At 64.6% G+C, this 23,031-nt stretch carries 24 protein-coding genes; 10 read left to right on the top strand and 14 right to left on the bottom strand.

The annotated features are described in order from the left end of the window. Nucleotides 1–5 precede the first annotated feature (5 nt). Both prfA and hisS read right to left on the bottom strand, forming a co-directional pair. Entirely contained in the window at nt 6–1,073 is a 1,068-nt protein-coding gene (gene prfA, locus J7347_RS11615; RefSeq protein WP_209162260.1) for a peptide chain release factor 1, read from the bottom strand. After that, entirely contained in the window at nt 1,070–2,344 is a 1,275-nt protein-coding gene (hisS, locus tag J7347_RS11610) for a histidine--tRNA ligase (protein ID WP_209162259.1), read from the bottom strand. The genes prfA and hisS overlap by 4 nt, the downstream gene beginning before the upstream one ends. Nucleotides 2,345–2,533: 189 nt before the next feature. Here hisS and ppa point away from each other — a divergent pair, with 189 nt between their 5' ends. Continuing rightward, nucleotides 2,534–3,073 (top strand): inorganic diphosphatase, encoded by a 540-nt coding sequence (gene ppa / locus J7347_RS11605; RefSeq protein ID WP_067678098.1) that lies wholly within the window; start codon nt 2,534–2,536, stop codon nt 3,071–3,073. A 123-nt stretch (nt 3,074–3,196) separates the two neighbouring features. Here the strand turns inward: ppa and J7347_RS11600 are convergent, their stop codons facing one another. From J7347_RS11600 to J7347_RS11590, 3 genes are all read right to left on the bottom strand, one after another. Next, nucleotides 3,197–4,612, bottom strand: a complete 1,416-nt coding sequence (locus J7347_RS11600; RefSeq protein ID WP_348521617.1) for a mechanosensitive ion channel domain-containing protein — start codon at nt 4,610–4,612, stop codon at nt 3,197–3,199. A 2-nt stretch (nt 4,613–4,614) separates the two neighbouring features. Beyond that, nucleotides 4,615–5,961, bottom strand: a complete 1,347-nt coding sequence (locus tag J7347_RS11595) for a TldD/PmbA family protein (RefSeq protein WP_209162258.1) — start codon at nt 5,959–5,961, stop codon at nt 4,615–4,617. 74 nt (nt 5,962–6,035) lie between these two features. Next, nucleotides 6,036–6,416, bottom strand: a complete 381-nt coding sequence (locus J7347_RS11590; RefSeq protein WP_348521616.1) for a hypothetical protein — start codon at nt 6,414–6,416, stop codon at nt 6,036–6,038. A gap of 208 nt (nt 6,417–6,624) precedes the next feature. Here J7347_RS11590 and lptB point away from each other — a divergent pair, with 208 nt between their 5' ends. From lptB to J7347_RS11565, 5 genes are all read left to right on the top strand, one after another. After that, the gene (gene lptB / locus J7347_RS11585; RefSeq protein WP_067682619.1) at nt 6,625–7,428 is read left to right on the top strand and encodes an LPS export ABC transporter ATP-binding protein; all 804 of its coding nucleotides are present in this window, start codon (nt 6,625–6,627) and stop codon (nt 7,426–7,428) included. Between the two features lie 21 nt (nt 7,429–7,449). Further along, nucleotides 7,450–8,928 (top strand): RNA polymerase factor sigma-54, encoded by a 1,479-nt coding sequence (gene rpoN, locus J7347_RS11580; protein WP_209162257.1) that lies wholly within the window; start codon nt 7,450–7,452, stop codon nt 8,926–8,928. Nucleotides 8,929–9,153: 225 nt separating this feature from the next. Next, nucleotides 9,154–9,849 (top strand): response regulator transcription factor CtrA, encoded by a 696-nt coding sequence (locus J7347_RS11575; RefSeq protein ID WP_067682610.1) that lies wholly within the window; start codon nt 9,154–9,156, stop codon nt 9,847–9,849. Nucleotides 9,850–10,012: 163 nt separating this feature from the next. Further along, nucleotides 10,013–10,792, top strand: coding sequence for a sulfite exporter TauE/SafE family protein (locus J7347_RS11570; protein ID WP_209162256.1), 780 nt, complete (start codon nt 10,013–10,015; stop codon nt 10,790–10,792). Nucleotides 10,793–10,811: 19 nt separating this feature from the next. Beyond that, complete coding sequence (locus tag J7347_RS11565; RefSeq protein WP_209162255.1) at nt 10,812–11,513, top strand: tRNA (guanine(46)-N(7))-methyltransferase TrmB; 702 nt, start codon at nt 10,812–10,814, stop codon at nt 11,511–11,513. 36 nt (nt 11,514–11,549) lie between these two features. Here the strand turns inward: J7347_RS11565 and J7347_RS11560 are convergent, their stop codons facing one another. After that, on the bottom strand, nt 11,550–12,167 hold the full coding sequence (locus J7347_RS11560; protein WP_209162254.1) for an outer membrane beta-barrel protein: 618 nt from the start codon (nt 12,165–12,167) through the stop codon (nt 11,550–11,552). Between the two features lie 127 nt (nt 12,168–12,294). Here J7347_RS11560 and J7347_RS11555 point away from each other — a divergent pair, with 127 nt between their 5' ends. Further along, the gene (locus J7347_RS11555) at nt 12,295–12,963 is read left to right on the top strand and encodes an SDR family NAD(P)-dependent oxidoreductase (RefSeq protein WP_067679269.1); all 669 of its coding nucleotides are present in this window, start codon (nt 12,295–12,297) and stop codon (nt 12,961–12,963) included. Nucleotides 12,964–12,988: 25 nt separating this feature from the next. Here the strand turns inward: J7347_RS11555 and J7347_RS11550 are convergent, their stop codons facing one another. Next, nucleotides 12,989–13,237 carry a hypothetical protein gene (locus J7347_RS11550; protein WP_156501942.1) on the bottom strand — a complete coding sequence of 83 codons (249 nt, stop codon included), beginning with the start codon at nt 13,235–13,237 and terminating at the stop codon, nt 12,989–12,991. 80 nt (nt 13,238–13,317) lie between these two features. Then, nucleotides 13,318–15,579: an NADP-dependent malic enzyme gene (locus tag J7347_RS11545; protein WP_067679275.1), complete on the bottom strand. Its 2,262-nt coding sequence runs from the start codon at nt 15,577–15,579 to the stop codon at nt 13,318–13,320. A gap of 117 nt (nt 15,580–15,696) precedes the next feature. On the opposite strand from J7347_RS11545, the gene mutS reads away from it, so the two are divergent. Together mutS and J7347_RS11535 are read left to right on the top strand one after the other, a co-directional pair. After that, on the top strand, nt 15,697–18,321 hold the full coding sequence (mutS, locus tag J7347_RS11540; protein ID WP_209162253.1) for a DNA mismatch repair protein MutS: 2,625 nt from the start codon (nt 15,697–15,699) through the stop codon (nt 18,319–18,321). Nucleotides 18,322–18,347: 26 nt separating this feature from the next. Continuing rightward, nucleotides 18,348–18,737, top strand: coding sequence for a hypothetical protein (locus J7347_RS11535; RefSeq protein ID WP_209162252.1), 390 nt, complete (start codon nt 18,348–18,350; stop codon nt 18,735–18,737). Nucleotides 18,738–18,746: 9 nt separating this feature from the next. Here the strand turns inward: J7347_RS11535 and J7347_RS11530 are convergent, their stop codons facing one another. From J7347_RS11530 to gluQRS, 5 genes are all read right to left on the bottom strand, one after another. Beyond that, nucleotides 18,747–19,130, bottom strand: a complete 384-nt coding sequence (locus tag J7347_RS11530) for a hypothetical protein (RefSeq protein ID WP_209162251.1) — start codon at nt 19,128–19,130, stop codon at nt 18,747–18,749. Nucleotides 19,131–19,195: 65 nt separating this feature from the next. Further along, nucleotides 19,196–20,065: a 3-hydroxyacyl-CoA dehydrogenase NAD-binding domain-containing protein gene (locus J7347_RS11525; protein ID WP_209162484.1), complete on the bottom strand. Its 870-nt coding sequence runs from the start codon at nt 20,063–20,065 to the stop codon at nt 19,196–19,198. Between the two features lie 74 nt (nt 20,066–20,139). Beyond that, on the bottom strand, nt 20,140–20,718 hold the full coding sequence (locus J7347_RS11520) for a cob(I)yrinic acid a,c-diamide adenosyltransferase (protein ID WP_209162250.1): 579 nt from the start codon (nt 20,716–20,718) through the stop codon (nt 20,140–20,142). Nucleotides 20,719–20,734: 16 nt separating this feature from the next. Continuing rightward, entirely contained in the window at nt 20,735–20,965 is a 231-nt protein-coding gene (locus tag J7347_RS11515) for an HIG1 domain-containing protein (RefSeq protein WP_067679289.1), read from the bottom strand. Nucleotides 20,966–20,977: 12 nt separating this feature from the next. Continuing rightward, entirely contained in the window at nt 20,978–21,805 is an 828-nt protein-coding gene (gene gluQRS / locus J7347_RS11510) for a tRNA glutamyl-Q(34) synthetase GluQRS (protein ID WP_209162249.1), read from the bottom strand. Nucleotides 21,806–21,957: 152 nt separating this feature from the next. On the opposite strand from gluQRS, the gene J7347_RS11505 reads away from it, so the two are divergent. Further along, nucleotides 21,958–22,566: an HNH endonuclease gene (locus tag J7347_RS11505; protein WP_209162248.1), complete on the top strand. Its 609-nt coding sequence runs from the start codon at nt 21,958–21,960 to the stop codon at nt 22,564–22,566. Between the two features lie 112 nt (nt 22,567–22,678). Here J7347_RS11505 and J7347_RS11500 read toward each other — a convergent pair whose 3' ends face one another. Beyond that, a complete protein-coding gene (locus J7347_RS11500) occupies nt 22,679–22,951 on the bottom strand; it encodes a hypothetical protein (protein WP_067679299.1) in 273 nt (90 codons plus the stop codon). Between the last annotated feature and the right edge of the window lie 80 nt (nt 22,952–23,031).

The raw sequence follows: 23,031 nt of genomic DNA, 5'->3' as shown, positions 1-23,031 counted from the left end.
GGGCCTTATTCCGCCAGCGCGGCCAGACGCTTCGCCTCATCCTCCGCGATCAGCGCGTCGATCAACTCGGCCAAGCCCGGCCCCGCAACGATTTCGGGCAGCTTGTGCAGCGTCAGCCCGATGCGATGATCGGTCACGCGGCCTTGCGGGTAATTGTAGGTGCGGATGCGTTCGGAACGGTCGCCCGAGCCCACCATGGCCTTGCGCGCTTCGGCTTCCGCGCCCTGCGTCGCCTCGCGCTGCGCTTCGTAAAGCCGCGCGCGCAGCACCTGCATCGCCTTTTCGCGGTTCTTGTGCTGGCTGCGCCCGTCCTGGCAGGTGACCACGGTGCCGGTCGGAAGGTGCGTAATGCGGATCGCGCTGTCGGTTGTGTTGACGTGCTGGCCGCCCGCGCCGGACGAGCGATACGTGTCGATCTTCAACTCGGTCGGATCGATCTGCACGTCGACCGCGTCGGGTTCGGGCAGGACGGCCACGGTCGCTGCGCTGGTGTGGATGCGCCCGCCGCTTTCCGTTTCCGGCACGCGCTGGACGCGGTGGACGCCGCTTTCGAATTTCAGCTTGGCGAACACGCCCGTGCCCGTGACGTTGGCGACGATTTCCTTGAATCCGCCGACTTCCGATGCGCTCATGCTGACCGGTTCGACCTTCCAGCCGCGTTCGGCGGCATATCTCTCGTACATGCGATAGAGATCGCCCGCGAACAGGGCCGCTTCGTCGCCCCCGGTCCCGGCGCGGATTTCGAGCATTGCGGGCTTCGCGTCGGCGCTGTCGCGCGGCAGCATCGCCACGGCGAGCTGACGCTCCGCCTCGGGCAGCGCCTCGCGGATCGAAGCCAGCTCCTCTTCCGCCATCGCCTTCATTTCGGGATCGGCAAGCATGGCTTCGAGATCCGGCAATTCGGCCCGCATCGCCTTCACCTGCGCCGCGATCTTCGCGACCGGTTCCAGCTCGGCATAATCGCGCGAGGCCTGAACGAAGGCGTCGCCTTCCAGCGTGCCGGACGCCATGCGCGCTTCCAGCTCAGCAAAGCGATGGGTGATCTGATCGAGGCGTTCGGCGGGGATGGTCAAAGGTCGAACGCCGGATCGTTCAGGATGCTGCGAATAGCGGCCTCTACATCGGCATCGCCGCGCAGATTGCTCTGGAAGGTATCGCGCTGGTCGAAAGAGAGCAGCGCTTTCGGGTTTTCCTTCCGAGCCTTGTCGAAGCGCTTCTTGGGAGAGCCCGAGGCGACAAGCTCCACCGCCATCCCGCCATCGCGCAGCTTGCGGGCCGCTTCGATCCCCTTCGACAGCACCGCATCGTTTTCGACGACCACGATCACATCGGCCGGCGTTTCGCTTTTCTCGCCCACCAGCATCGCCAGCCGCTCGATCCCTGCCGCCCAGCCGACCGCAGGCGTGGCCGCTCCGCCGAGCGATTCCATCAGCCCGTCATAGCGCCCGCCGCCCAAGATCGTGCTCTGGCTGCCCAGTTTCGAGGCCGCTTCCGATCCCTCGTCGGGAATGAATTCGAAGGCGGTGTGGCGATAATAGTCGAGACCGCGAACGAGGCTTTCGGCGCGCGTCCATTTCACGCCCGCCGCATCGAGGCCGCCGGTCACCGCGTCGAAGAAGGCGCGGGCGTCGTCCGACAGGAACTGGTCGATTTTCGGCGCATCGGTGACGAATTTTTGGTCGCGCCGGTCCTTACTGTCCAAGATGCGCAGCGGGTTCTTCTCCAGCCGTTCCTGCGAATCTTCCGACAATTCGTCCTTCACGCTTCGGAAATGCTCGACCAGCGCGGCGCGCCAGGCCTCCCGGCTGTCGCCATCGCCGAGCGTATTGAGATGCAGCGTGACGCCCTCGATCCCGAGTTCCTTCAACAGCTGATCCGCCATCGCCAGCAATTCGACATCCGCCTGCGGTTCGGCGGCGCCCACGATCTCGGCGTCGATCTGGTGGAACTGGCGGTAGCGGCCCTTTTGCGGGCGTTCGTAGCGGAACAGCGGCCCGTGGGTTGCGAGCTTAACCGGCGCATGTTGTTGCCAGCCATTGGTCAGAAAGGCGCGCGCGATCCCGGCGGTGAATTCCGGGCGCAGCGTCAGCGATTCCCCGCCCCTGTCTTCGAAGGAATACATTTCCTTCGAGACGATATCGGTCGTCTCCCCGATCGAGCGCGCGAAAACCTCGGTCTTCTCGAACACCGGCATTTCGACGCGGCGGAAGCGGTAGAGCTTGCGCACGCGCTCGAAGGTTTCGACCACGAAGGCGAAGCTTTCCGCATCCGCGCCGAAAATGTCCTGAGTACCGCGGATCGCCTGCGGGGTTTTCTGGGAGGATTTGCCGGAAGATTTGCTCATGGCCGTGCCCCTAGCGCTTTCGCGGGAAACGGAAAAGGCGCTGTGCGAGGAGAAGAAGCGCGTCTGTGCCGAGGGTGCGCAAAGGGTCCGGGTGGCTTGCAGCCGCACGGGTCACGCCGTATGGGCGCGCGCGACATCTTGCGCGACCCGGCCCGGTAAGCGCCCCATTCAAAAGGTATCTTGAAGCCCATGCGCATCGACCTGATCCCCACTGGCGACAATCCGCCCGAAAGCCTCAACGTCATCATCGAAGTCCCCACCGGGGGCGAGCCGGTGAAATACGAATTCGACAAGGAATCGGGCGCGCTATTTGTGGATCGCATCCTGCACACGCCGATGCGCTATCCGGCCAATTACGGCTTCGTGCCGCACACGCTGTCGCCCGACGGCGATCCGCTCGACGCGCTGGTGATCAGCCGCAGCCCGTTCGTTCCCGGCTGCGTCGTCCGCGCGCGCCCGATCGGCGTGCTCAATCTCGAAGACGAGCATGGCGGTGACGAAAAGCTGGTCTGCGTGCCGATCGACACGACTTTCCCCTATTATTCGGACGTCGCCGAAACGAAGGATCTGCCCAGCATCATCTTCGCGCAGATCGAACACTTCTTCACCCACTACAAAGATCTCGAAAAGGAGAAGTGGGTGCGAGTCGGCAATTGGGGCGATACCGCAGAAGCCAAGCGCATCATCCTCGAATCGATCGAGCGCGAGAAGCAGGCACAGAAGGGCTGAGGCCCGAAGGGCCGGTCTTGGTCCTTCAGGCGCAGAACCTGAGGACGCCGAAACGCTGGGACGAGCGCGAGAGACGCGTTTGTCCCAGAGGGGATATTCCGAGGTTGCGCTAGCCGGGCGGCGTCATTCCACCGGGCGCGAGTGGTCGAGCAGGTCCTTTTCCTGGCCGCCACCGCCCGCCCGGCGCTCTTCTTCGACCATATCGGCGATCTCGGTGACGGGACGGACATCTTCCTCGTCTGCGGTGACGGTGATCTGGCGGACTTTCTTCGCGGCTTGATCGCGGGCCGGCGCGGATCCGTCCGCCTGGCCCTCGGCGATATTTTCGAACGGGAGCGTGGCGCTGCGCGGATCGAAGCGCAGGCGATAGATCGGTTCGGGGAGGCCGAAGCCCGCATCTTCCAGTGCGGTCTTGACCGCGGGGATCGCGCGGCTCTGCGCTTTCCACCAATCCGCCTCGCGCTGGTCGATCCAGGCGAGGAAGCGGATCACCACGTTGGAATCGCCGACTTCGATGATCCGCGCCTCGGCAGGCGGATCGTTGGACACGAAATCGAGCGCGGCCAAGGTCTCGCGGCCCAGCTTGCGCGCGGCCTGCGCATCGTCGTCGGCATCGACGCCCAAGTCGAACTGGAAGCGGCGCTGCGGATTGGTGGTGAAATTGGTGATCACCGCCTTGAAGACCTGCGCGTTGGGAATGCGCAGATGATTGCCGTCCAGCGTCATCAGAATGGTGGCACGGCTGGTCAGGCGGATTACGCGGCCCTCCAGATCGTCGATCAGCACCCAGTCATTGGCGCGGAAGGGCTGGCGCAGGCTCAGCATCAGGCTGGCGACGTAGTTCTCGATCGTGTCGCGCATGGCAAAACCCAGCGCGACGCCGACCACGCCCGCACCGCCCAGCACCGCCCCCAGAAGCGCGCCCGCCCCGATCATGTCGAGCGCGACGACGAGACCGCCGATGATGAAGACGAAACGGATCGCGCTCGCGATCAATTCCGCGAGGAAGGAGTTGGGCGCGATGCGGTGCCAGAAGCCGGTCAGCCCGGCGATGAGATACCCCACCGCTCCGATGACGAGAGCGACGACGACCGCCAGGCCAAGAAGCGGGAGCAGCGCGATGAAATGATCGATCCGGTCCTGAAGGCTGGCGAGGCTGCCCGCGCTGTTCACGGAAAGATCGCGCTCGATCGCGTTTTCCACCGTGACGACGCCGGAAATACGCCCGACGATGGTTTCGGCGCGCGCGATATCCTCCTGCGCGGGTACGGCGCCCGCCAGCGAGACGACGCCCTGCTGCACGTCGACGCTGACATTTTCAAAGGCGGGCAATTCGCCGAAAATGCCGCGAATGCGATTGGCGATGCGCGCATCGCTGCCCGCTTCCTGCGTATCGTCGATGACCTGTTCGGGCGCCGCGCTCGCCGTCGCTTCGGGCGTTTCCGGAGCGGCGGGCAGCATGGCCGAGGCCGGGAGGCTGGCGAAGGCGGCGGCCAGAACGACCAGCAGGGCGGCGAGGCAATGTTTCATCTTCAGCATTCTCACGATCCGGCCACCGTCATGCCATCGACCCTGAGAGTCGGTACGTCGAGCGCGCGCAGGCGTTCGAGATCGTTGGCGGGGGTCAGGGTCTTGAACATGGCGAGCAGATTGCCCGCAACGGTGATTTCCGCCACCGGCCCGGCGATTTCGCCGTCGACGATCCGGAAGCCCGATGCGCCACGGCTGTAGTCCCCGGTGACGAGATTGACGCCCTGACCGAACAGGTGCGTAACGTAGAGCCCGTCCGCGATGTCCGCCATCAAGGCCGCAGGACTGGCCTCGCCCGCTTCGAGATAGACGTTGCTGGGCGAAACGCCCGGCGCCCCGCCCCCGCCGCGCGCGGCATGGCCGGTGAGGGGCCGGTCGAGCTGGCGCGCCGAGGCCGTATTGGTCATCCAGCCGAAAATGCGCCCGCTTTCGACAAGCGCGCGGGGCCGACAGGCCAGCCCCTCCCCATCGAATGGCCGGGAGCGCAGGCCGCGCGGCTTCAACGGGTCTTCGAGGATGCGGATGCCGGGAGCGAACAGGTCGTCCTCCTCATGCCCGATCAGGAAGCTCGCCTTGCGGGCCACGGCGGGACCGCTCATCGCGCTAAGCAGATGGCCGACCAGCCCGCCGCCCACGCGCGGATCGAAGATGACGGGCATCCTGCCGCTCTTGAGCGAGGCCGGGTCGAGCCGCGCGACGGCACGCCGCCCTGCCTCCGCTCCGATATCCGCTGCGCTTGGCAGATCGGCGCTGTGGCGCGCGCTGCGGAAATAGCCGTCGGTCTGCATCCGACCGCCTTCGCCCGCGACGACGGTGGCGGAAACGGAATGGCCGGTGGCCTGATACCCGCGCGCAAAACCGTGCGATGTGGCGAGTGCAACGGCGCTGTGCGAGCGGCTCGCCCCGCCACCGTTGGAATTGGTGACACCTTCGATCCGGCGCGCCGCATCTTCCGCCTCCATCGCGCGTTCGCGCAAGGTTTCGGGCACGGTTTCCTGTTCGTCGTAGAGATCGAGATTAGGCAAATCGCCATCGAACAGCCGTTCTTGCGGCGCCAGCGCGGCATAGGAATCTTCGGGCGCGATCCTTGCCATCGCCAGAGCGCGCTCCGCCAGAGTCCCAAAGGCCTCGGCGCTGAAATCGCTGGTGTGGATCGATGCGGATCGCTTGCCGACGAAAACCCTTAAGCCGATCGATTCGCTTTCCGAACGCTCGACCTCCTCCAGCTTGCCGAGCCTCACTTCCACGCCTTCGGAAGCGTCGGCGCGCATGACCGCATCGGCCGCGTCGGCGCCCATTCTTCGCGCAATCGCAATGAGGTCTTCGCAGCGGGTGAGCGCCGTATCGCTATCGATCATGTACGGTGAACTCCGGATCGCCGCTTTGGGGTCCGGTTAGGTCGGCAAAGGCGGCAGCGCAACCGCCAGGCGGATCAGAGGATCGCCTTGCACCCGTAAGCGATCGCGAAGGGAAGGCCGATCGCCATCGTCCACAAAAGAGCCTGATCGCGGCGGTAATCGCCCGACAGCGCCGGGTCCGCCGCGTGCGCATCGTCGATATCCTTCCACCGCCTTTCGAACCAGCGGCAGGCGGGAATGATCGCGACCACGAGGACGACCAGCAAGAGATAGGGGAGCAGTGAAGGCATGCCCTTTTCCAGCGCCTTGACCGTCACGAAGATCTGGAGGCCGGTATAGACGATGAGGGCGAGCGCGACATTGTCGCTCATGCTCTTGCGCCAATCGCGAGTCCCCGGCCTGCGTGCTTCGCCATGCGTGTACCGGTAGGCCTGTTCGTCGATCGCTTTTCCCACAGCGCTCTCCCCTTGCATCCTTTTTCCCGACTCGAAACATTTCAGAAACCATAGGGTTTGGCAAGTTTTCGCCTCTCAGCGAGCCCGCGGCACGCCGGATATTACGCGGTCTCGGTTCGCTGCAATCCATGCAGGTTTCCTGCCAAATGCCCATGCGCTTGGACCGGCGGGGTTTTCAGCAGGGCCCGCTGCTCCTAAAGCGAAAGGCATGAGCGACACTGCAGCAACCGAATTGCAACGCGAGGATCTGGCCGAAGAGGCTGTGGCGGATGCCGCGCCGCCGATCCCGCAGGGCGGACTCGAAGTGATCTCGATCGCCAAGAGCTACGACAAGCGCAGCGTGCTCAGCGATATTTCCCTCACCGTCGGCAAGGGTGAGGTGCTCGGCCTGCTCGGGCCCAATGGCGCGGGCAAGACGACCTGCTTCTATTCGATCATGGGCCTCGTGCGCCCCGATGCCGGCCGCATCCTGATGGATGGGGAGGATGTGACCAAGTTGCCGATGTATCGCCGCGCGATCTTGGGCCTCGGCTATCTGCCGCAGGAAACCAGCATCTTTCGCGGAATGACGGTGGAACAGAATATCCGCTGCGTCCTCGAAATGGTCGAACCCGATCCGGCCACGCGCGAGGCGGAACTGGACCGGCTGCTCGACGAATTCGGCCTCACGCGCCTCAGGACGAGCCCCGCCATGGCGCTGTCGGGCGGTGAACGCCGCCGCGCCGAAATCGCTCGCGCGCTGGCGGCGAAACCATCGATCATGCTGCTCGACGAACCCTTTGCCGGGATCGACCCTCTTTCGATCAGCGACATCCGCGATCTGGTGAAGGATCTGAAGACGCGCGGGATCGGCGTCCTCATCACCGATCACAATGTGCGCGAGACGCTGGAGATCGTGGACCGCGCCTGCATCATCTATGGCGGCCAGGTCCTGTTCGCCGGGACACCGCAGGCGCTGGTTCAGGACGAGAATGTGAAGCGGCTGTATCTGGGCGAGAATTTCACGCTGTGATGCCATCGATCGCATAATTCCATGGCGTTGAGCCCCCGCCTCGATCTGCGGCAGACCCAGTCGCTGGTGATGACGCCGCAATTGCAGCAGGCGATCAAGCTGCTGGCGCTGTCCAATCTCGAAATCGAGGCCTTTGTCGGCGAAGCGCTGGAATCGAACCCGCTGCTCGACATCGGCGAAGTGCGCCACGAAAAGGGCGAGCGCGACGGCGAGGAAGCCCCCGCCCCATCCGAACACGAGAGCGATCCGGGGCCCGACGGTTCCGAAGCGCTCGATATCGAGAGCCACGCGGTCGATCCCGAGGCCTCGCGCGCCGATATCCAGTCCGATCAGGGCGATTGGGGCAAGGCGGCGGGCGGCGCGGGCTCGCTAGGCGAGGACGGCCTGCCCGACCTCGAAAACCGGTCTTCCGACGGACCGACTCTGGCAGAGCATCTCGCCGCACAGATCGGCGGCGAGGCGCGGAGCGAGCGCGAGGCGCTGATCGCGCTGCGCATCGTCGGCGAGCTGGACGAGGCGGGCTATCTCGAAACCGCCTTGCGCGACATCGCCGAAGATCTCGGCGCGCCTCTCGCCGAAGTGGAGCGCGGACTGGACCTCGTCCAGCGGCTCGACCCGACCGGCGTCGGCGCACGCGACCTTGCCGAATGCCTCGCGCTCCAGGCGCGCGAGGCAGATCGTTACGATCCGTGCATGGAGCGTTTGATCGCCAATCTCGATCTCGTCGCCGCAGGCGAGGTCGCGCGGTTGAAACGGCTGTGCCGGGTCGACGATGAAGACTTCGCCGACATGCTCGCCGAATTGCGCGAATACGATCCGAGGCCGGGTCTGCGCTTCGGCGGCACCGCCGAAACGGGCATCGTTCCCGACGTTCTCGTCATGCCGGACGAGACCGGCGGCTGGAAAATCCGCATCAACGAGGCGAGCCTGCCCCGCCTCGTGGTCAACCGGGAATATTACGTCGAATTGAAAGGCGGCGCGCGCGACAAGAAGGCGCTGTCCTGGCTCAACGAGCAACTCTCCGAGGCCGACTGGCTGATCCGCGCGCTCGACCAGCGGCAGAAGACCATCCTCAAGACCGCCGCCGATATCGTGAAGCGGCAGGATGGTTTTTTCCGCCAGGGTGTTTCCGCGATGAAGCCGCTTACCTTGCGCGAAGTGGCCGAAAGCATCGAGATGCATGAAAGCACGGTCAGCCGGGTGACGAGCAACAAATATCTCGCCTGCCCGCGCGGCACGTTCGAGCTCAAATACTTCTTTTCGAGCGGAGTGGGCGCGGCCGATGGGGAAGGCGCGAGTTCCGAAGCCATCAAGGCCCGCATCAAGGCGCTGATCGATTCAGAGGACGCAAAGAAGGTTCTATCCGACCAGGCGCTGGTCGATGTTTTGAAAGCCGAGGGATTCGATCTCGCCCGCCGCACCGTCGCCAAATATCGCGAGGCGATCGGCATCGGGTCCAGCGCACAGCGTCGCCGGGCGAAGAAACTGCAAGGTTTGTGAAGCGGCGCCGATTGTGTAAGCTGTTGAAGAATCGAGCCTACACAGAGCCCACATACGAAAACGTTAACGCGGGTAACCCACCGTTAACCTTTTCCGTTCAGAAGAGGGGTGGTTAACGAGGCGGAACCCATAGGAAGGGCGTCGTCACGCAAGGGCCAAGCGAGGGCCACCATTTTCCGGCCAGGCTGCGGCCAAGCCATACTCGGGGTACAGGGGACCAGACCCATGCGCGTATTGCTGATCGAAGACGAACCGACCACCGCCAAGGCGATCGAGCTGATGCTCACGACCGAAGGCTTCAACGTCTATTCGACCGATCTGGGCGAAGAGGGCCTCGATCTGGGCAAGCTGTATGATTACGACATCATCCTGCTCGACCTGAACCTGCCGGACATGCACGGTTACGACGTGCTGAAGAAACTGCGCGTCGCCAAGGTGCAGACGCCGGTTCTGATCCTGTCGGGCATTTCGGAAATGGATTCGAAGATCCGCAGCTTCGGCTTCGGTGCCGACGATTACGTGACCAAGCCCTTCCATCGCGAAGAGCTGGTGGCGCGCATCCACGCCGTGGTGCGCCGGTCCAAGGGCCATTCGCAATCGGTCATCCGCACCGGCAAGCTGGCCGTCAATCTGGACGCCAAAACCGTCGAAGTCGACGGTGCGCGCGTGCATCTGACCGGCAAGGAATATGCGATGCTGGAGCTGCTCTCGCTTCGCAAGGGCACCACGCTGACCAAGGAAATGTTCCTCAACCACCTATATGGCGGCATGGACGAACCCGAACTCAAGATCATCGACGTTTTCATCTGCAAGCTTCGCAAAAAGCTGAGCCACGCCTGTGGCGGTGAAAACTACATCGAGACCGTCTGGGGCCGCGGCTATGTGCTGCGCGATCCGGACGAGGCGCAGGAAGCCGCCTGACCCACTGATTTTCCAATACCCGACCCGCTTGGACAGCGAGAAAAACGTCCGGTGCCCCGCAGCACCGGGCGTTTTTCTTTAGCGGCCCCCTAGTTTTTCCCCGTATGCCGTTTCTGCGGCGCAGCGTAATTGGCGGCTTCCAATCGCCGAAAGATACGCTCGCATGGAAGTGTTCGGTTTCGATCCTGCCGGTTTCGACTGGGCAGGTCTTCTTCCCTTCATCCTGATCGGTTTCGCAGCCCAGATGGTCGACGGCGCGCTGGGCATGGCGTTCGGCGTCATCACCAACACGCTGCTGGTCGGCGTGATGGGCGTGCCCCCCGCCCTTGCCTCCCAACGGGTCCATGTGGTCGAATGCTTCACCACGGCGACCTCGGGCATCAGCCACTTGCTCAACGGCAATATCGACAGGAAGCTGTTCTTCCGCCTGCTGATCCCAGGCATGATCGGCGGAGTGACGGGGGCCTATCTGTTGAGTTCGATCGACGCTTCGAAGATCAAGCCGTTCGTCCTGCTCTATCTGGCGGGCATCGGCATCTATCTGCTGGTGCGCGGCCTCGTCTATCCGCCCACCAAGCGCGAGGCCAAGCATGTCGCCCCGCTAGGTCTTCTCGGCGGGTTCCTCGATGCGGCGGGCGGCGGCGGCTGGGGGCCGGTGGTCACCAGCAATCTGCTGATCCAAGGGGCCGAACCGCGCAAGGTCGTCGGCACGGTCAATTCGGTCGAATTCTTCCTCACGATCGCGATCTCGGCGACCTTTATCTTCCATCTCGGCATTGCCGATCTGGTCGGCGCGACTGCGGGCCTGTTGCTCGGCGGCGTGATCGCCGCGCCGTTCGGCGCTTTTGCGGCCAAGCATTTCAGCCCGAAACTGATGCTGATCCTGGTCGGCGTGGTGCTGACGGCGACGAGCCTTTACGGCGTCTGGACCGCCTTCGCCTGATTGGTCTAGGGCGCGCGCCATGACTGCTTACAAGGAAGGCGACCCGACCACGCTGAACCGGCTTTACGGCCGGTCGATCGGCAAGCCGTTGCGCGCGCATCAGCAGGGGCTGGTGGACAATCTGCTGCCCCGAATCGCGGTGCCGGACGAAGGCCCGGTGACGGCGGAGCGATTGTTCGGCGATTCGCGCCCGCTCCATTTCGAAATCGGCTTCGGCGGCGGCGAACATCTCGCCTATCGCGCCGACATGCTGCCCGATCACGGCCTGATCGGGGCCGAGCCCTATGTGAACGGCGTGGCGCAATGCCTCGCACAGATCGAGGAGGAGCGGCTCGCCAATATCCGGCTCGTCCACGGCGATGCGCTTCAGGCTCTGGCCCGCGTGCCCGATGGGGCGCTGACCATGGTCTATCTGCTCCATCCCGATCCCTGGCCCAAGGCCAAGCACGCCAAGCGCCGGATGATGAATGACGGCCCGGTGCGGATGATCGCCGACAAGTTGAAGCCGGGCGGCGAATTCCGCTTCGGGACCGACCATCCGATCTATCTGCGCCACGCCCTGATGGTGATGCGGCGCTTCACGGACGAATTCGAATGGCAGGTGGAAGGGCGCGACAGTTGGGAAAACCGCCCCTCGGGCTGGTGTCAGACGCGTTACGAGAAGAAGGCCCGCGAACAGATGGGCCACGAAGTCTGGTATTTCCGCTTCCGCCGGAAATGACGGGGCAGCCGACAAGCGAAGGCCGCCCCGCTATCGTCAGAATCTGAGGCCGATGCCCGCAACGACCTGATCGGTGGTCAGATCGCCGAACTGGCTGTCGACCACGTCCTCGTAACGCGAGCGGCGATATTCGACGCGCGCTTCAAGGGGGCCGGGCAATTGCACCTGAAGCCCGCCGCCGAAGCGGATACCGCCCGCATTCTCTTCCAGCTCGTCCAGCGAACCGGCGCTGGTGAAAGCCTTGGTGTCGAGCGCGGTGTAGCCGACCTTGCCATAGGCCGCGATGCCCGGCGTCAGCGCGAAACCGGCGCGTGCGCCGATGTAATACTGGCCGTTGGCTTCCAGCCCGTCGCGCGCCGTGTTGAAGTTCGAAGGGAAGTCTGTGGAGCCGTCGCTGGTCGAAACCTCGCCCTCGACACCCACGAAGCCGCCGCCGAGCGACAGATCGTAGCCTGCGGTAACGCCATAGACCGCCGAATCGGCGCTGGCGCTTGCCGAGCCGTCCTGCGCGTCCACGTCGAGGCCTTCATAGCCGGCGAGCGCACCGACATAGAGGCCGCCCGGCGCGACGTTCTGGGCCGAAGCGGGCGCGGCGATCGCGAGACTGACGGCCAAGCCCGTGGCGGATACAGCGAGAAGCAGGGGGAATTTCATAATCGTCCTTTCGTAATCGATCCCGTGTCGGGGCCCCTTGGCCTTCCTACGGTTGCGAAGCGATGAACCGGCGGAACGCTCGCGGCTTTCCAGCGCTGTTCGAACACAGCGAAAGGGAAGATCATTCATGTCCAAGACCGTCCTCATCCTCGGCGCCTCGCGCGGCATCGGCCTCGGCCTCGCGCGCGAATTTCTCGAACGCGGCTGGAAGGTCGTCGCCAGCGAGCGCGATCGCAGCGACGATCTCCACGCGCTCGAAGGAGAGAAACTGCGCATCGTCACCGCCGATGTGACCAAGCCCGAAAGCTATGCCGATCTCGGCCTTTCCGATAGCTCGGTCGATGTGATCATCGTCAATGCCGGAATCACCGGCGCCAAGCACCAGGACGCTTGCCAGGCGACGTCGGACGAGGTCGCGCATGTGATGATGACCAATGCCTTCGGCCCGGCCCGCGCGGCGCGCGAATTGCTGCCCCGCATCAAGGATGGCGGAAGCCTTTCCTTCATGTCCTCCTTGATGGGATCGATCGAGGACAGTTCGGGCGGCTACGACCTCTATCGCACCAGCAAGACCGCGCAGAACATGCTGGCGAAGGGCATCGCCGAACAGCACGCGAAGGAGCGCGACATCGCCGTCCTCTCGCTACACCCCGGCTGGGTGCAGACCGACATGGGCGGCGAGAATGCCAAGTTGACGGTCCACGAAAGCGTCAGCGGCCTCGCCGACGTGGTCGAGAACAGCGGCGGCGCAGGCTACCGCTATGTCGACTACAAGGGCGAAGACTTGCCGTTCTGATTGCCGAAACGGCCTGCTCTCCCGTTCAATCGTCTTTCGAAGCCGGAACCTTCGGCGGGTTCAGATCCTTGCGCAGTTTTTCGCAATGGCCGCCTTTGCCCAGGTTTCCGGCCACCAGACAGCCATCACCCTGCTGCTCTTTCGCGATCGTTTCCCCCAAAGTTTCGACGGGGCCCGGAGTCACTGCGACATCCGCATGGTTCGACGGCTTGATGTGGAGATTCGAACAACCGCCCAGAGCCGTTGCTGCAAGGATCATGAAAGCCCTTCTCATGCGGAAATCTCCTGTATTGTGAACACCGATCTAACACCGATGCGAAGAATAGCCCCCGTCCACAAAGGCGTCCTGTAACATCAGCCGACCACTCCGGCGCTCGCCAATACGGCGAGCGTCAGGACATCGGGGGCGATCGCGGTCATCGGGGCGATCTGGACCGGCTTTTCCATGCCGATCATCATCGGCCCGATGGTCGCATCCCCGCCCAGTTCGCGCAGCAGCTTGGCGCTCAAATTGGCGGACTGAAGCCCCGGCATGATGAGGACATTCGCCGGGCCCGACAGGCGGCTGAACGGATAAAGCGCCATCACCTTGGGATTGAGCGCGGCATCGGGCGCCATTTCGCCTTCATATTCGAAGCCGGGATTTTCCGCATCGAGCAGAGCGACCGCGTTGCGGATGTTTTCCAGCCATTGGCCGCTCGGATTCCCGAAGGTCGAATAGGACAGGAAGGCGACGCGCGGCTCGTGCCCCATCCGCTTGGCGACCTGCGCGGTCTCGCGGGCGATATAGGCCAGCTCCTCCGCCGTCGGACGCTCATTGATCGTGGTGTCGGCCATGAAGGTGGTGTGGTTCTTGCCGATCATCATATGGATGCCGAAGGGGATCGCGCCGGGCTTGGAATCGAGCACCCGCCCGATCTCGCGCGCGGTCTGGGCGAAAGTGCGCGTGAGACCCGAAATCATCCCGTCGCCATGGCCCAGCGCGACCAGCAGCGCGGCGAACACGTTGCGCTCCTGATTGACCATGCGGCCGACATCGCGCTCCGTATAGCCGCGGCGCTGCAACCGCTTGTAGAGATAGTCCACCATGGCGGGGATCTTGTCGGACAGCTTGGAATTCTCGATGATCCAGTCGTCGGGATCGTCCACCGCCAGTTCGACCAGCTTCTCGCGCACCTTTTCGGTGCGGCCGACCAAGATCGGCGTGCCATAGCCGAAATCGCGGAACTGGATCGCGGCGCGCAGCACCACTTCCTCTTCCGCTTCGGCGAAGACCATCCGGCGCGGCTCCTTGCGCGCCAGTTCGTAGATATTGGTGAGCGCCGCGGTCGTCGGATTGAGCCGGGCCTTGAGGCTCATCCGGTATTCGTCCCAGTCCTCGATCCGGTCCAGCGCCACTCCACTGTCCATCGCCGCCTTGGCGACCGCGCTCGACACCACCTCGATCAGGCGCGGATCGAACGGGGCGGGGATGATGTAATCGGTGCCGAACTGGTGCGTAACGCCATAGGCGGCGGCGACTTCCTCGGGCACGCGCTCGCGCGCCAGCTTGGCGATGGCCTGCGCGGCAGCGATCTTCATCTCTTCGTTGATCGCGGTCGCCCGCACGTCGAGTGCGCCGCGGAAGATGAAGGGGAAGCCCAGCACGTTGTTGACCTGGTTGGGATAGTCCGAGCGGCCCGTGGCGATGATCGCATCGGGACGCACGGCCTTGGCCTCTTCGGGCATGATCTCGGGCGTGGGATTGGCCATGGCGAAGATGATCGGCTTGTCCGCCATCTTGGCGACCCATTCGGGCTTGAGAGCCCCGGCTGCCGACAGGCCGAGAAAGATATCCGCCCCGTCGAGCGCTTCTTCCAGACTGCGCGCTTCGGTTTCGACCGCATGCGCGCTCTTCCACTGATCGACATCCTTGCGGCCCGGATAGATCGGGCCGGAACGGTCGCACACGATCACGTTTTCGTGCTTCATTCCCATCGCCTTCACCAGCGCCGTGCAGGCCAGCGCGGAGGCGCCCGCGCCGTTGACCACCATCTTGCAGTCGGAGAGCTTGCGGCCGGTCACTTCGCAGGCATTGATGAGGCCGGCCGCCGCGATGATCGCGGTGCCGTGCTGGTCGTCATGCATGACGGGGATGTTCATCCGCTCGCGCAGGGCCTGTTCGATGATGAAGCATTCGGGCGCGGCGATGTCTTCCAGATTGATGCCGCCGAAGCTCGGCTCCATCAGCGCGACCGCTTCGATGAACTTGTCGGGATCCTCGGTATCGAGTTCCAGATCGATCGAATCGACGTCGGCGAAGCGCTTGAAGAGGACCGCCTTGCCTTCCATCACCGGCTTCGACGCGAGCGCGCCCAGATTGCCGAGGCCGAGAATGGCGGTGCCGTTCGAAATCACCGCCACGAGGTTCGAGCGCGCGGTGTATTTCGCGGCGTTGGCGGGATCCTTGGCGATCTCTTCCACCGGAGCGGCCACGCCGGGCGAATAGGCGAGCGAAAGATCGCGCTGCGTCGCCATGGGCTTGGACGCGACGATCTCGATTTTACCGGGCCGGATGGTCTCGTGATAGAACAGCGCTTCGCGCGCGGTGAAACCGGCCTGTTTTTCGTCCGCCATGATGGCTCCTAAATCTGTACGTGTCCGCGTGCCCTAACCGCGCAGACAGGGAAGCACTAGGGGAAAGCACGTCCGCACCGCTTCCCGAATCGGTCAGGGCTTGGCACGAGCGCGGGCATGGCCGGCGGCGACACTCCGATGATGCAGCAATATCGTGCGCTCAAGCGCCAGGCCGAAGGCGCGCTGCTGTTCTATCGCATGGGCGATTTCTTCGAATTGTTCTTCGACGATGCGCGGCGCGCCGCCGCCATCCTCGACATCGCGCTGACCAGCCGGGGCGAGAGCGGGGGCGAACCCGTGCCGATGTGCGGCGTGCCGGTCCACGCGGCGGAAGGGTATCTGGCGCGCCTGATCAAGGCGGGCGAGCGGGTTGCGATCGCCGAACAGATCGAAACGCCGGACGAGGCCAAGGCGCGGGCGAAACGCGAAGGCACGCCAAGTTCGAAGGCACTGGTGGCGCGCGATATCGTCCGTTTCGTGACGGCGGGCACGCTGACCGAGGAGGCGCTGCTCGACCCGCGCAGCGCCAATGTGCTGGTGGCGCTGGCCCCCTTGCGCGAGGCCGTGGGGATCGCGGCCTGCGACATTTCGACCGGGCGCATAGTACTGGAAGACTGCGCGCCGGATGCAGTCGACGCCGCTCTGGCGCGGCTGGGCGCGCGCGAGACTGTCGTGCCCGACGATTGGGATGCGGCCCCCTCCGATGCGACCGTGCGCGAGCGATCGGAATTCCGCAGCGAAGACGGCGAAGCGCGGCTGAAGGCGCTTCACGGTGTCGCAACGCTGGATGGAATGGGTGCTTTCACTCGCCCGATGCTGGCCGCCGCAGCCGGGCTGATTGCCTATCTCGACCATGCGGGCCGCGGCAATCTGCCCCTGCTGCTGCCCCCGGTCATGCGCGCGGGCACCGCTCAATTGGCGATGGATGCGGCGACGCGCGGATCGCTGGAAATCCTGGAAGCGCAAAACGGCGCGCGCGCGGGCAGCCTGCTCGCCTGCGTCGATCGCTGTTCGACAGGGGCGGGATCGCGCCAATTGGCCGAAGATCTTGCCGCGCCGCTCGCCGAGCGGACCGCGATCGAAGCGCGCCTGCTGGCGGTGCGGCATCTCCATGACGATCCCCTGCTGCGCGCCGATCTGCGCGCGCTGATGCGCGGGGCGCCGGATATCGGACGCGCGCTCGGGCGGCTGGTCGCGGGGCGTGGGTCACCGCGCGATCTCGGTCAGATCCGCGACGGGCTGGCCGAGGCACGGCGCGTGCGCGACCTGTTGCTCAGCAGCGCCGATCTCCCCGCCCTGCTGGCTGGCGAGGCGGAAAAACTCGGCGGCCACGGCGCGCTGACCGACCATCTCGACCGCGCGCTCGTCCCCTCCCCGTCGACCGAGCGCGGTCAGGGCGGCTTTATCGCAAGCGGGTACGATCACGCGCTCGATGCCCTGCGCGAAACCAGCGGCAATGCACGCCGCGCCATCGCTGCGCTCGAAGCTAAATATCGCGACGAGACCGGGACGCCCACGCTCAAGATCAAGCACAACAAGGTGCTGGGCTATTTCATCGAAGTGCCTGCCAAGCACGGCGACAAATTGATGGCGGCGGATAGCGGCTTCACCCACCGCCAGACGATGGCGGGCGCGGTGCGGTTCAATTCGCTGGGCCTGCACGAAGAAGCGACTCGCATCGCCGAGGCGGGCGCCCACGCCCTCGCCGCCGAAGACGCGCATTTCGAGACTCTGATCGGCGAGGTGGTGGACGCGCGCGAGGCTATCGCGGCAACCGCGGCGGCGCTGGCCCGCGTGGATGTGAGCGCGGCCTTGGCCGAACGCGCGGCGGAAAGCGGCTGGGCGCGGCCCGATATCGTGGACGAACCCTGTCTGGATATCACCGGAGGCCGCCATCCGGTGGTGGAGGAAGCGCTGGCGAAGAGCGGCGACCGCTTCGTCGCCAATGATTGCACGCTCGGCGCCGACGATCGCCTGTGGCTGATCGGCGGGCCGAACATGGGCGGCAAATCGACGTTCTTGCGGCAGAACGCGCTGATCCTCCTGCTGGCGCAGGCGGGCAGTTTCGTTCCTGCCGAAGCGGCCCGGATCGGCATCGCGGATCGGTTGTTCAGCCGTGTCGGCGCGTCGGATAATCTGGCACGCGGGCGCTCCACCTTCATGGTCGAGATGGTCGAAACCGCCGCCATTCTCGCCCAGGCGACGGCGCGCAGTTTCGTGATCCTCGACGAGGTCGGGCGCGGCACCTCGACCTATGACGGGATGGCGCTGGCCTGGGCAGTGGTGGAGGCAGTGCACGAGACGCTCAAATGCCGCTGCCTGTTCGCGACGCATTATCACGAATTGTCGCGCCTTGCCGAAAGCTGCGAGGCGTTGAGCCTGCATCATGTGCGCGCGCGCGAATGGAAGGGCGATCTCGTCCTGCTGCACGAGCTTGCGCGCGGACCGGCCGATCGCAGCTACGGGATCGCGGTAGCGCGCCTGGCGGGCGTACCGCCGTCTGTCCTCAAGCGCGCGAAATCGGTGCTCGACCGGCTGGAGAAGGCGCGCGAGAAGACCGGCGGCCTGGCAGCGGGGCTCGGCGATCTGCCGCTGTTCGCCGCCATGGCCGAAGAGCCCGAACCCCGGCGCGACACGCTGCGGGACAGGCTCCTCGAACTGGATCTGGATGCGCTCGCCCCGCGTGAGGCTCTCGACACGCTCTATGCGCTCAAAGCCGAAGCTGCGGATACCGAATCGTAAGGGCTCGCCGATAGTGTCGGGCCACTATGGACGGCATTCTGCAAACGCACGGAAAGGCGCTCGCCGGGATCGGAGCGATCCTCGCCATCGTCGTGGTCATGGTCGGCGAAGAGGATTCGCCCGGCGTCCTCGGCAAGGTGCAGGAACAGGCCGAGGCTCAGAAGGCCAGCGGCACGATGCCCAAGCCCGCATGGTACAGCCCGGAACCGCCTCCGCCGCCCGCAGCAAGCCTGCCCGCCCGGTCGGATGGGCTCGAACGGCGGGTCGAAGCGCCCGGTTTTCAAGCGCCGGGCCCCGTTTTCACGCCGCCCGCGTCGATGGGGCTCGACCCGTCCGACTTCAATCAGACGAACGAGCGGATACCCCCGCGCACGCTCGACCCCAAGGACGCAAGGCCCCCGGCGCCGAACAACTAGGCTAGAGGATCAGGTCCCGTCGCCGCGCAGGCCGTCGAGCTTCTTGTCCTTGCCGTATTTGTCGACATTGTCGTCGTGATTGGGCTCGCCTTTATACGCGTCCATATCGACCCGGCCCGAGCTTTCCATGTCGCGCATGTGATCGACGGTATCCTGCGTCGAATCGCCCAGGAGGCCCGAAGAATTGTCGCTCTTCACGCTTTCGGTCGGGCTGCCGGTCTTGGGCGTCAGCTCCTGTGCGTCCTGCGCGATCTCCTGCGCCTGTGCGCGGTGATCGTCCTGCTCGTCATTATGCGTTTCGGGCGCGAGATCGGCCTGGCGCGCTTCCTGGCTTTCGCCGACGCCATTGACCTTCAGTGGATTGTCGGGATTGCTTTTCTTCGTATCGCTCATCGCGGAAATTCTCCTTTCCGCCTGAACGAGCGGGCGCGCTCGCGCGTTCCCGCCCCGATGGCCAATCACCGCGTCGGAACGGGTTCCTCGCCCGAATAATCGTAGAAACCGCGCCCGGTCTTGCGACCGAGCCAGCCGGCTTCGACATATTTCACCAGCAGCGGCGCGGGCCGGTACTTGGTGTCGCCCGTGGTTTCGTGAAGCACGCGGATGATGTCGAGACAGGTGTCGAGCCCGACGAAATCGGCCAGTTGCAGCGGCCCCATCGGATGGTTGAGGCCGAGGCGGCAGCCCTTGTCGATATCCGCGATCCCCGCCGTGGACTGGCCCAATACGAACACCGCCTCGTTGATCATCGGCAACAGGATCCGATTGACGACGAAGCCGGGCTCGTCCTGGCTCAGCACCACTTCCTTGCCGAGAGCGCGAGCGAAGGCGCAGGTCCGTTCGGTAACGGTCTCGTTCGTCGCCAGCCCCGGAATAACCTCGATCAGCTGCATCACCGGCACCGGATTGAAGAAGTGCAGGCCGATGAAGCGAGCCGGATCGGGCGCGTAATTCGCCATACGGGTAATCGAGATGGAGCTGGTGTTCGACGCCATGATCGCGTCCGCCGCCAGCCGCTCGCCAGCCTTTTCGAAGATCGCCTTCTTGACCGCTTCCTTCTCGGTCGCGGCTTCGATGATCAGATCGGCCTGCTCCATCGGCGCGTGATCCGCCACCGCCTCGATCCGGGCGAGCGTCGCTTCCGCGTCCGCGATTTCGAGCTTGCCCTTGCCGACCAGCCTGCCGAGCGCCTTGTCGATGCCGCCGCGCGCCTTTTCCGCCGTGGCGAGGTCGATATCGGCGAGGAGCACCTTCATGCCATGCGCGGCCACGGTCTGGGCGATGCCCGAACCCATCTGGCCCGCACCGATAACGGCGACTGTATCGATCATGACTGCTTTATCCTCGCAACTGCAACAATCGCGCTGCACTAGCGAAGGACGAAAGGATTTGCCAGCGGCGCCTAGCGGTTGGCGCCCGGCACCCATTTGACGTCTGCCCGGCCCTGCTCATTGGCAAGGCGCGCGGCGACGAAGAGATAGTCCGAGAGGCGGTTGATATAGGCGAGCGCCTGGGGATTGACCGCGTCCTCTTTCGAAAGCGCGACCACCGACCGTTCGGCCCGGCGCACGATTGCGCGCGCCAGATGGAGGCGTGCGGCGTTCTCGCTGCCGCCCGGAAGGACGAAACTGGTCAGCGGCTCGAGCTGCGCGGTCGCCGCATCGATGGCCTGTTCGAGCCATGAAACCTGGCCCGCAACCACGCGCAGCACCATGTCGGATGGTTCGAAATCCTCGCCGTCGTCAGCGGGTGTCGCGAGATCGGCTCCGAGATCGAACAGGTCGTTCTGGATGCGGAAGAGAGCGTCGGCCCGATCCGTCTCGCCCAGTGCGGCAGCGGCAAGGCCGATGGCGCTGTTCGCCTCGTCCACATCGCCGACTGCGACCATGCGCGCGCTGTGCTTGGGTGCGCGCGATCCATCGACGAGGCCCGTGGTGCCGTCGTCACCGGTGCGGGTGTAGATTTTGTTAAGTTTTACCATCGGTTGGAGCGTGCGATCAGCGCGTGGCTGCGAGCAGGATCGCGACCACCACGACTGCGAGCGCCTGATATTTGATGCGGTTGAACATCATCTTGTTCTGCAGCAGCTGCATATCGGTCGCCGTTTCGCCCTGCCCGGTCTCCAGATCGATCTTGGTGGTTTTCAGGAACGCCACCACTCCGCGGATCAGCGAGAACAGGGTCAGTCCCATGAGGACGACGAGAACGAGGACGAGGAATGTTGTCATGATGCTCCAAATCTAGGGATTGCCGAGCGAAATTCCAGCCGGAAATCGGTGCAAGCGCAGTTGCTCGGCAAGCAACATTCCATTCTCGCCCGCCGCGCGCCGGTCCGCCAGCGAAGGCGAACCGCGCCGTTTTGCAAGCTTTCGGCCGCTTTCGTCGAGCAGCAGCCGATGATGGTCCCAGCGCGGGACCGGCAGGTCGAGCAGGGCCTGGAGCAGGCGGTGGATATGCGTCGCTTCGAAAAGGTCCGTGCCGCGCGTGACCAGCGTAATCCCGTCCGCCGCATCGTCCAGCGTGGCGGCGAGATGGTAGCTGGCGGGTTCGTCCTTCCTGACGAGGACGACATCGCCCACCATTTCCGGCTGCGCCGGAACCGCGCCCGCGCGCGCATCGAACCATGACAGAGGACCGGTGCGTGCGAGCGCCGCAGTCACGTCCAGCCGCCAGGAAACCGGGCGCCCCGGCACCGGTCCGTGCCTGCGGCAGCGCCCGCCATAGATCGCCCCCATCGCGCTTTTGCCCGGCGCGTCCGCCGCGATTTCGGCGCGCGTGCACGAACAGGGGTAGAGCAGGCCCGAATCGCGCAAATGCGCCGCCGCCGCCTCGTAATGTGCGAGCCGCGCGGATTGCGGCGCGACCTCCTCCCAAGTCAGGCCCAGCCAGTCGAGATCGGCCCGGAAGGCGTCGGCCAATTCGGAGCGCGAGCGGGCGCCGTCGATATCCTCGATCCGCAGCAGGAACCGACCGCCCTCGCCCGCCAGATCCCGCGCGGTGATCGCCGAAAAGGCATGGCCGAGATGAAGCGGCCCGTTGGGACTGGGGGCGAAGCGCGTGACCGGCATGGCGGCACTTTATACGCTGACGCGGAGGGACGCCATCGCAACGAGGATGGGACAAGTCTGTGGATAGGCTGTCCGTAACAGGCTTGACGCTTTTTCCTGCGAGTGCATTCTCCAACGCATCGGGGAGGAGCGCGTGATCGTGTCAGGTACCCATGTTTAAGAGCGAGCTGCTCGAACGGGCGGCACGGTTCCGCAGCGCCGGAGACGATCCGACGCGGAACCTGCAATCCTGCCCCAGCCTGGTGCTGAACGCAGATTACACGCCTTTATCCTACTACCCGCTCAGTCTGTGGCCGTGGCAGACTGCGATCAAGGCGATCTTCCTCGACCGGGTGGACGTGATCGCGAGTTACGAGCGCGAGGTCCATTCGCCCAATCTCGACATGAAGATCCCGAGCGTGATCGCGCTCAAGCAATATGTGAAGCTGTCCGAATTTCCCGCCTTTACGCGCTTCAACCTGTTCCTGCGCGATCGCTTCGCGTGCCAGTTCTGCGGCAGCCAGGCGAACCTCACCTTCGACCATGTCCTGCCCCGGCGGCTTGGCGGCAAGACGAGCTGGGAAAATATCGCCACCGCCTGCGCGCCCTGCAACATGAAGAAGGGCGGGCGCACGCCGAAACAGGCGGGCATGCAGCTTTACGCCGAACCCATCCGGCCGACCCACTGGCAATTGCAGCAGCACGGCAAGGCCTTCCCTCCGAACTATCTCCACGAGACCTGGCGGGACTGGCTCTATTGGGACATCGAACTGGAAGAGTAGCGGGCGGGAGGGCTTGTCGCTTGCCCCCACCGCCTAAAAACAAAGGCGGCGCCGGTCCCAAGACCGACGCCGCCCGAATGCTTCGACCTGCCGGATCGGCAGGACGCAAGGCTCACTGCGCGGTGGTGTCCGCACCGGCTTCCACGGCGTCTTCCGCCTGGTCGCCCATTTCGCCCATGGCGTCGGCCTGCGCGTCGAGAGCTTCTTCCTGCGCTTCGTTGCCCTGAGCTTCGGCGAGGTCGGCCTGCTCTTCGAGCACGTCTTCACCGGCTTCGTACTGCTGCTCGACCAGGTCTTCCTGAGCTTCCTGCTCGCTTTCGGCGCAACCGCCGAGAGCCGCGAACGCGAAAGCCGAAGCGACGAGAGCGATTTTGTTGAACTTCATGAAAATTCCCCTTTAATCCTGTCGATACTGACGGATGCCGTAAATGTGGCGAAATTAAGATACTTAGTCAAACGGGAAAA

The organism is Erythrobacter sp. A6_0, from assembly GCF_017744235.1.
Taxonomy (GTDB): domain Bacteria; phylum Pseudomonadota; class Alphaproteobacteria; order Sphingomonadales; family Sphingomonadaceae; genus Qipengyuania.
The sequence above is the reverse complement of the archived record's forward strand: the minus strand, read 5'-3'. Positions and strand labels throughout refer to the sequence as shown.

Bases quoted from the DNA above. Each gene is read 5' to 3' on its own strand.
- hisS (WP_209162259.1), bottom strand. From the start codon at position 2,344: ATGAGCAAATCTTCCGGCAAATCCTCCCAGAAAACCCCGCAGGCGATC.
- ppa (WP_067678098.1), top strand. From the start codon at position 2,534: ATGCGCATCGACCTGATCCCCACTGGCGACAATCCGCCCGAAAGCCTC.
- J7347_RS11600 (WP_348521617.1), bottom strand. From the start codon at position 4,612: ATGCTGAAGATGAAACATTGCCTCGCCGCCCTGCTGGTCGTTCTGGCC.
- J7347_RS11595 (WP_209162258.1), bottom strand. From the start codon at position 5,961: ATGATCGATAGCGATACGGCGCTCACCCGCTGCGAAGACCTCATTGCG.
- lptB (WP_067682619.1), top strand. From the start codon at position 6,625: ATGAGCGACACTGCAGCAACCGAATTGCAACGCGAGGATCTGGCCGAA.
- rpoN (WP_209162257.1), top strand. From the start codon at position 7,450: ATGGCGTTGAGCCCCCGCCTCGATCTGCGGCAGACCCAGTCGCTGGTG.
- J7347_RS11575 (WP_067682610.1), top strand. From the start codon at position 9,154: ATGCGCGTATTGCTGATCGAAGACGAACCGACCACCGCCAAGGCGATC.
- J7347_RS11570 (WP_209162256.1), top strand. From the start codon at position 10,013: ATGGAAGTGTTCGGTTTCGATCCTGCCGGTTTCGACTGGGCAGGTCTT.
- J7347_RS11565 (WP_209162255.1), top strand. From the start codon at position 10,812: ATGACTGCTTACAAGGAAGGCGACCCGACCACGCTGAACCGGCTTTAC.
- J7347_RS11560 (WP_209162254.1), bottom strand. From the start codon at position 12,167: ATGAAATTCCCCCTGCTTCTCGCTGTATCCGCCACGGGCTTGGCCGTC.
- J7347_RS11555 (WP_067679269.1), top strand. From the start codon at position 12,295: ATGTCCAAGACCGTCCTCATCCTCGGCGCCTCGCGCGGCATCGGCCTC.
- J7347_RS11550 (WP_156501942.1), bottom strand. From the start codon at position 13,237: ATGAGAAGGGCTTTCATGATCCTTGCAGCAACGGCTCTGGGCGGTTGT.
- J7347_RS11545 (WP_067679275.1), bottom strand. From the start codon at position 15,579: ATGGCGGACGAAAAACAGGCCGGTTTCACCGCGCGCGAAGCGCTGTTC.
- mutS (WP_209162253.1), top strand. From the start codon at position 15,697: ATGGCCGGCGGCGACACTCCGATGATGCAGCAATATCGTGCGCTCAAG.
- J7347_RS11535 (WP_209162252.1), top strand. From the start codon at position 18,348: ATGGACGGCATTCTGCAAACGCACGGAAAGGCGCTCGCCGGGATCGGA.
- J7347_RS11530 (WP_209162251.1), bottom strand. From the start codon at position 19,130: ATGAGCGATACGAAGAAAAGCAATCCCGACAATCCACTGAAGGTCAAT.
- J7347_RS11520 (WP_209162250.1), bottom strand. From the start codon at position 20,718: ATGGTAAAACTTAACAAAATCTACACCCGCACCGGTGACGACGGCACC.
- J7347_RS11515 (WP_067679289.1), bottom strand. From the start codon at position 20,965: ATGACAACATTCCTCGTCCTCGTTCTCGTCGTCCTCATGGGACTGACC.
- gluQRS (WP_209162249.1), bottom strand. From the start codon at position 21,805: ATGCCGGTCACGCGCTTCGCCCCCAGTCCCAACGGGCCGCTTCATCTC.
- J7347_RS11505 (WP_209162248.1), top strand. From the start codon at position 21,958: ATGTTTAAGAGCGAGCTGCTCGAACGGGCGGCACGGTTCCGCAGCGCC.
- J7347_RS11500 (WP_067679299.1), bottom strand. From the start codon at position 22,951: ATGAAGTTCAACAAAATCGCTCTCGTCGCTTCGGCTTTCGCGTTCGCG.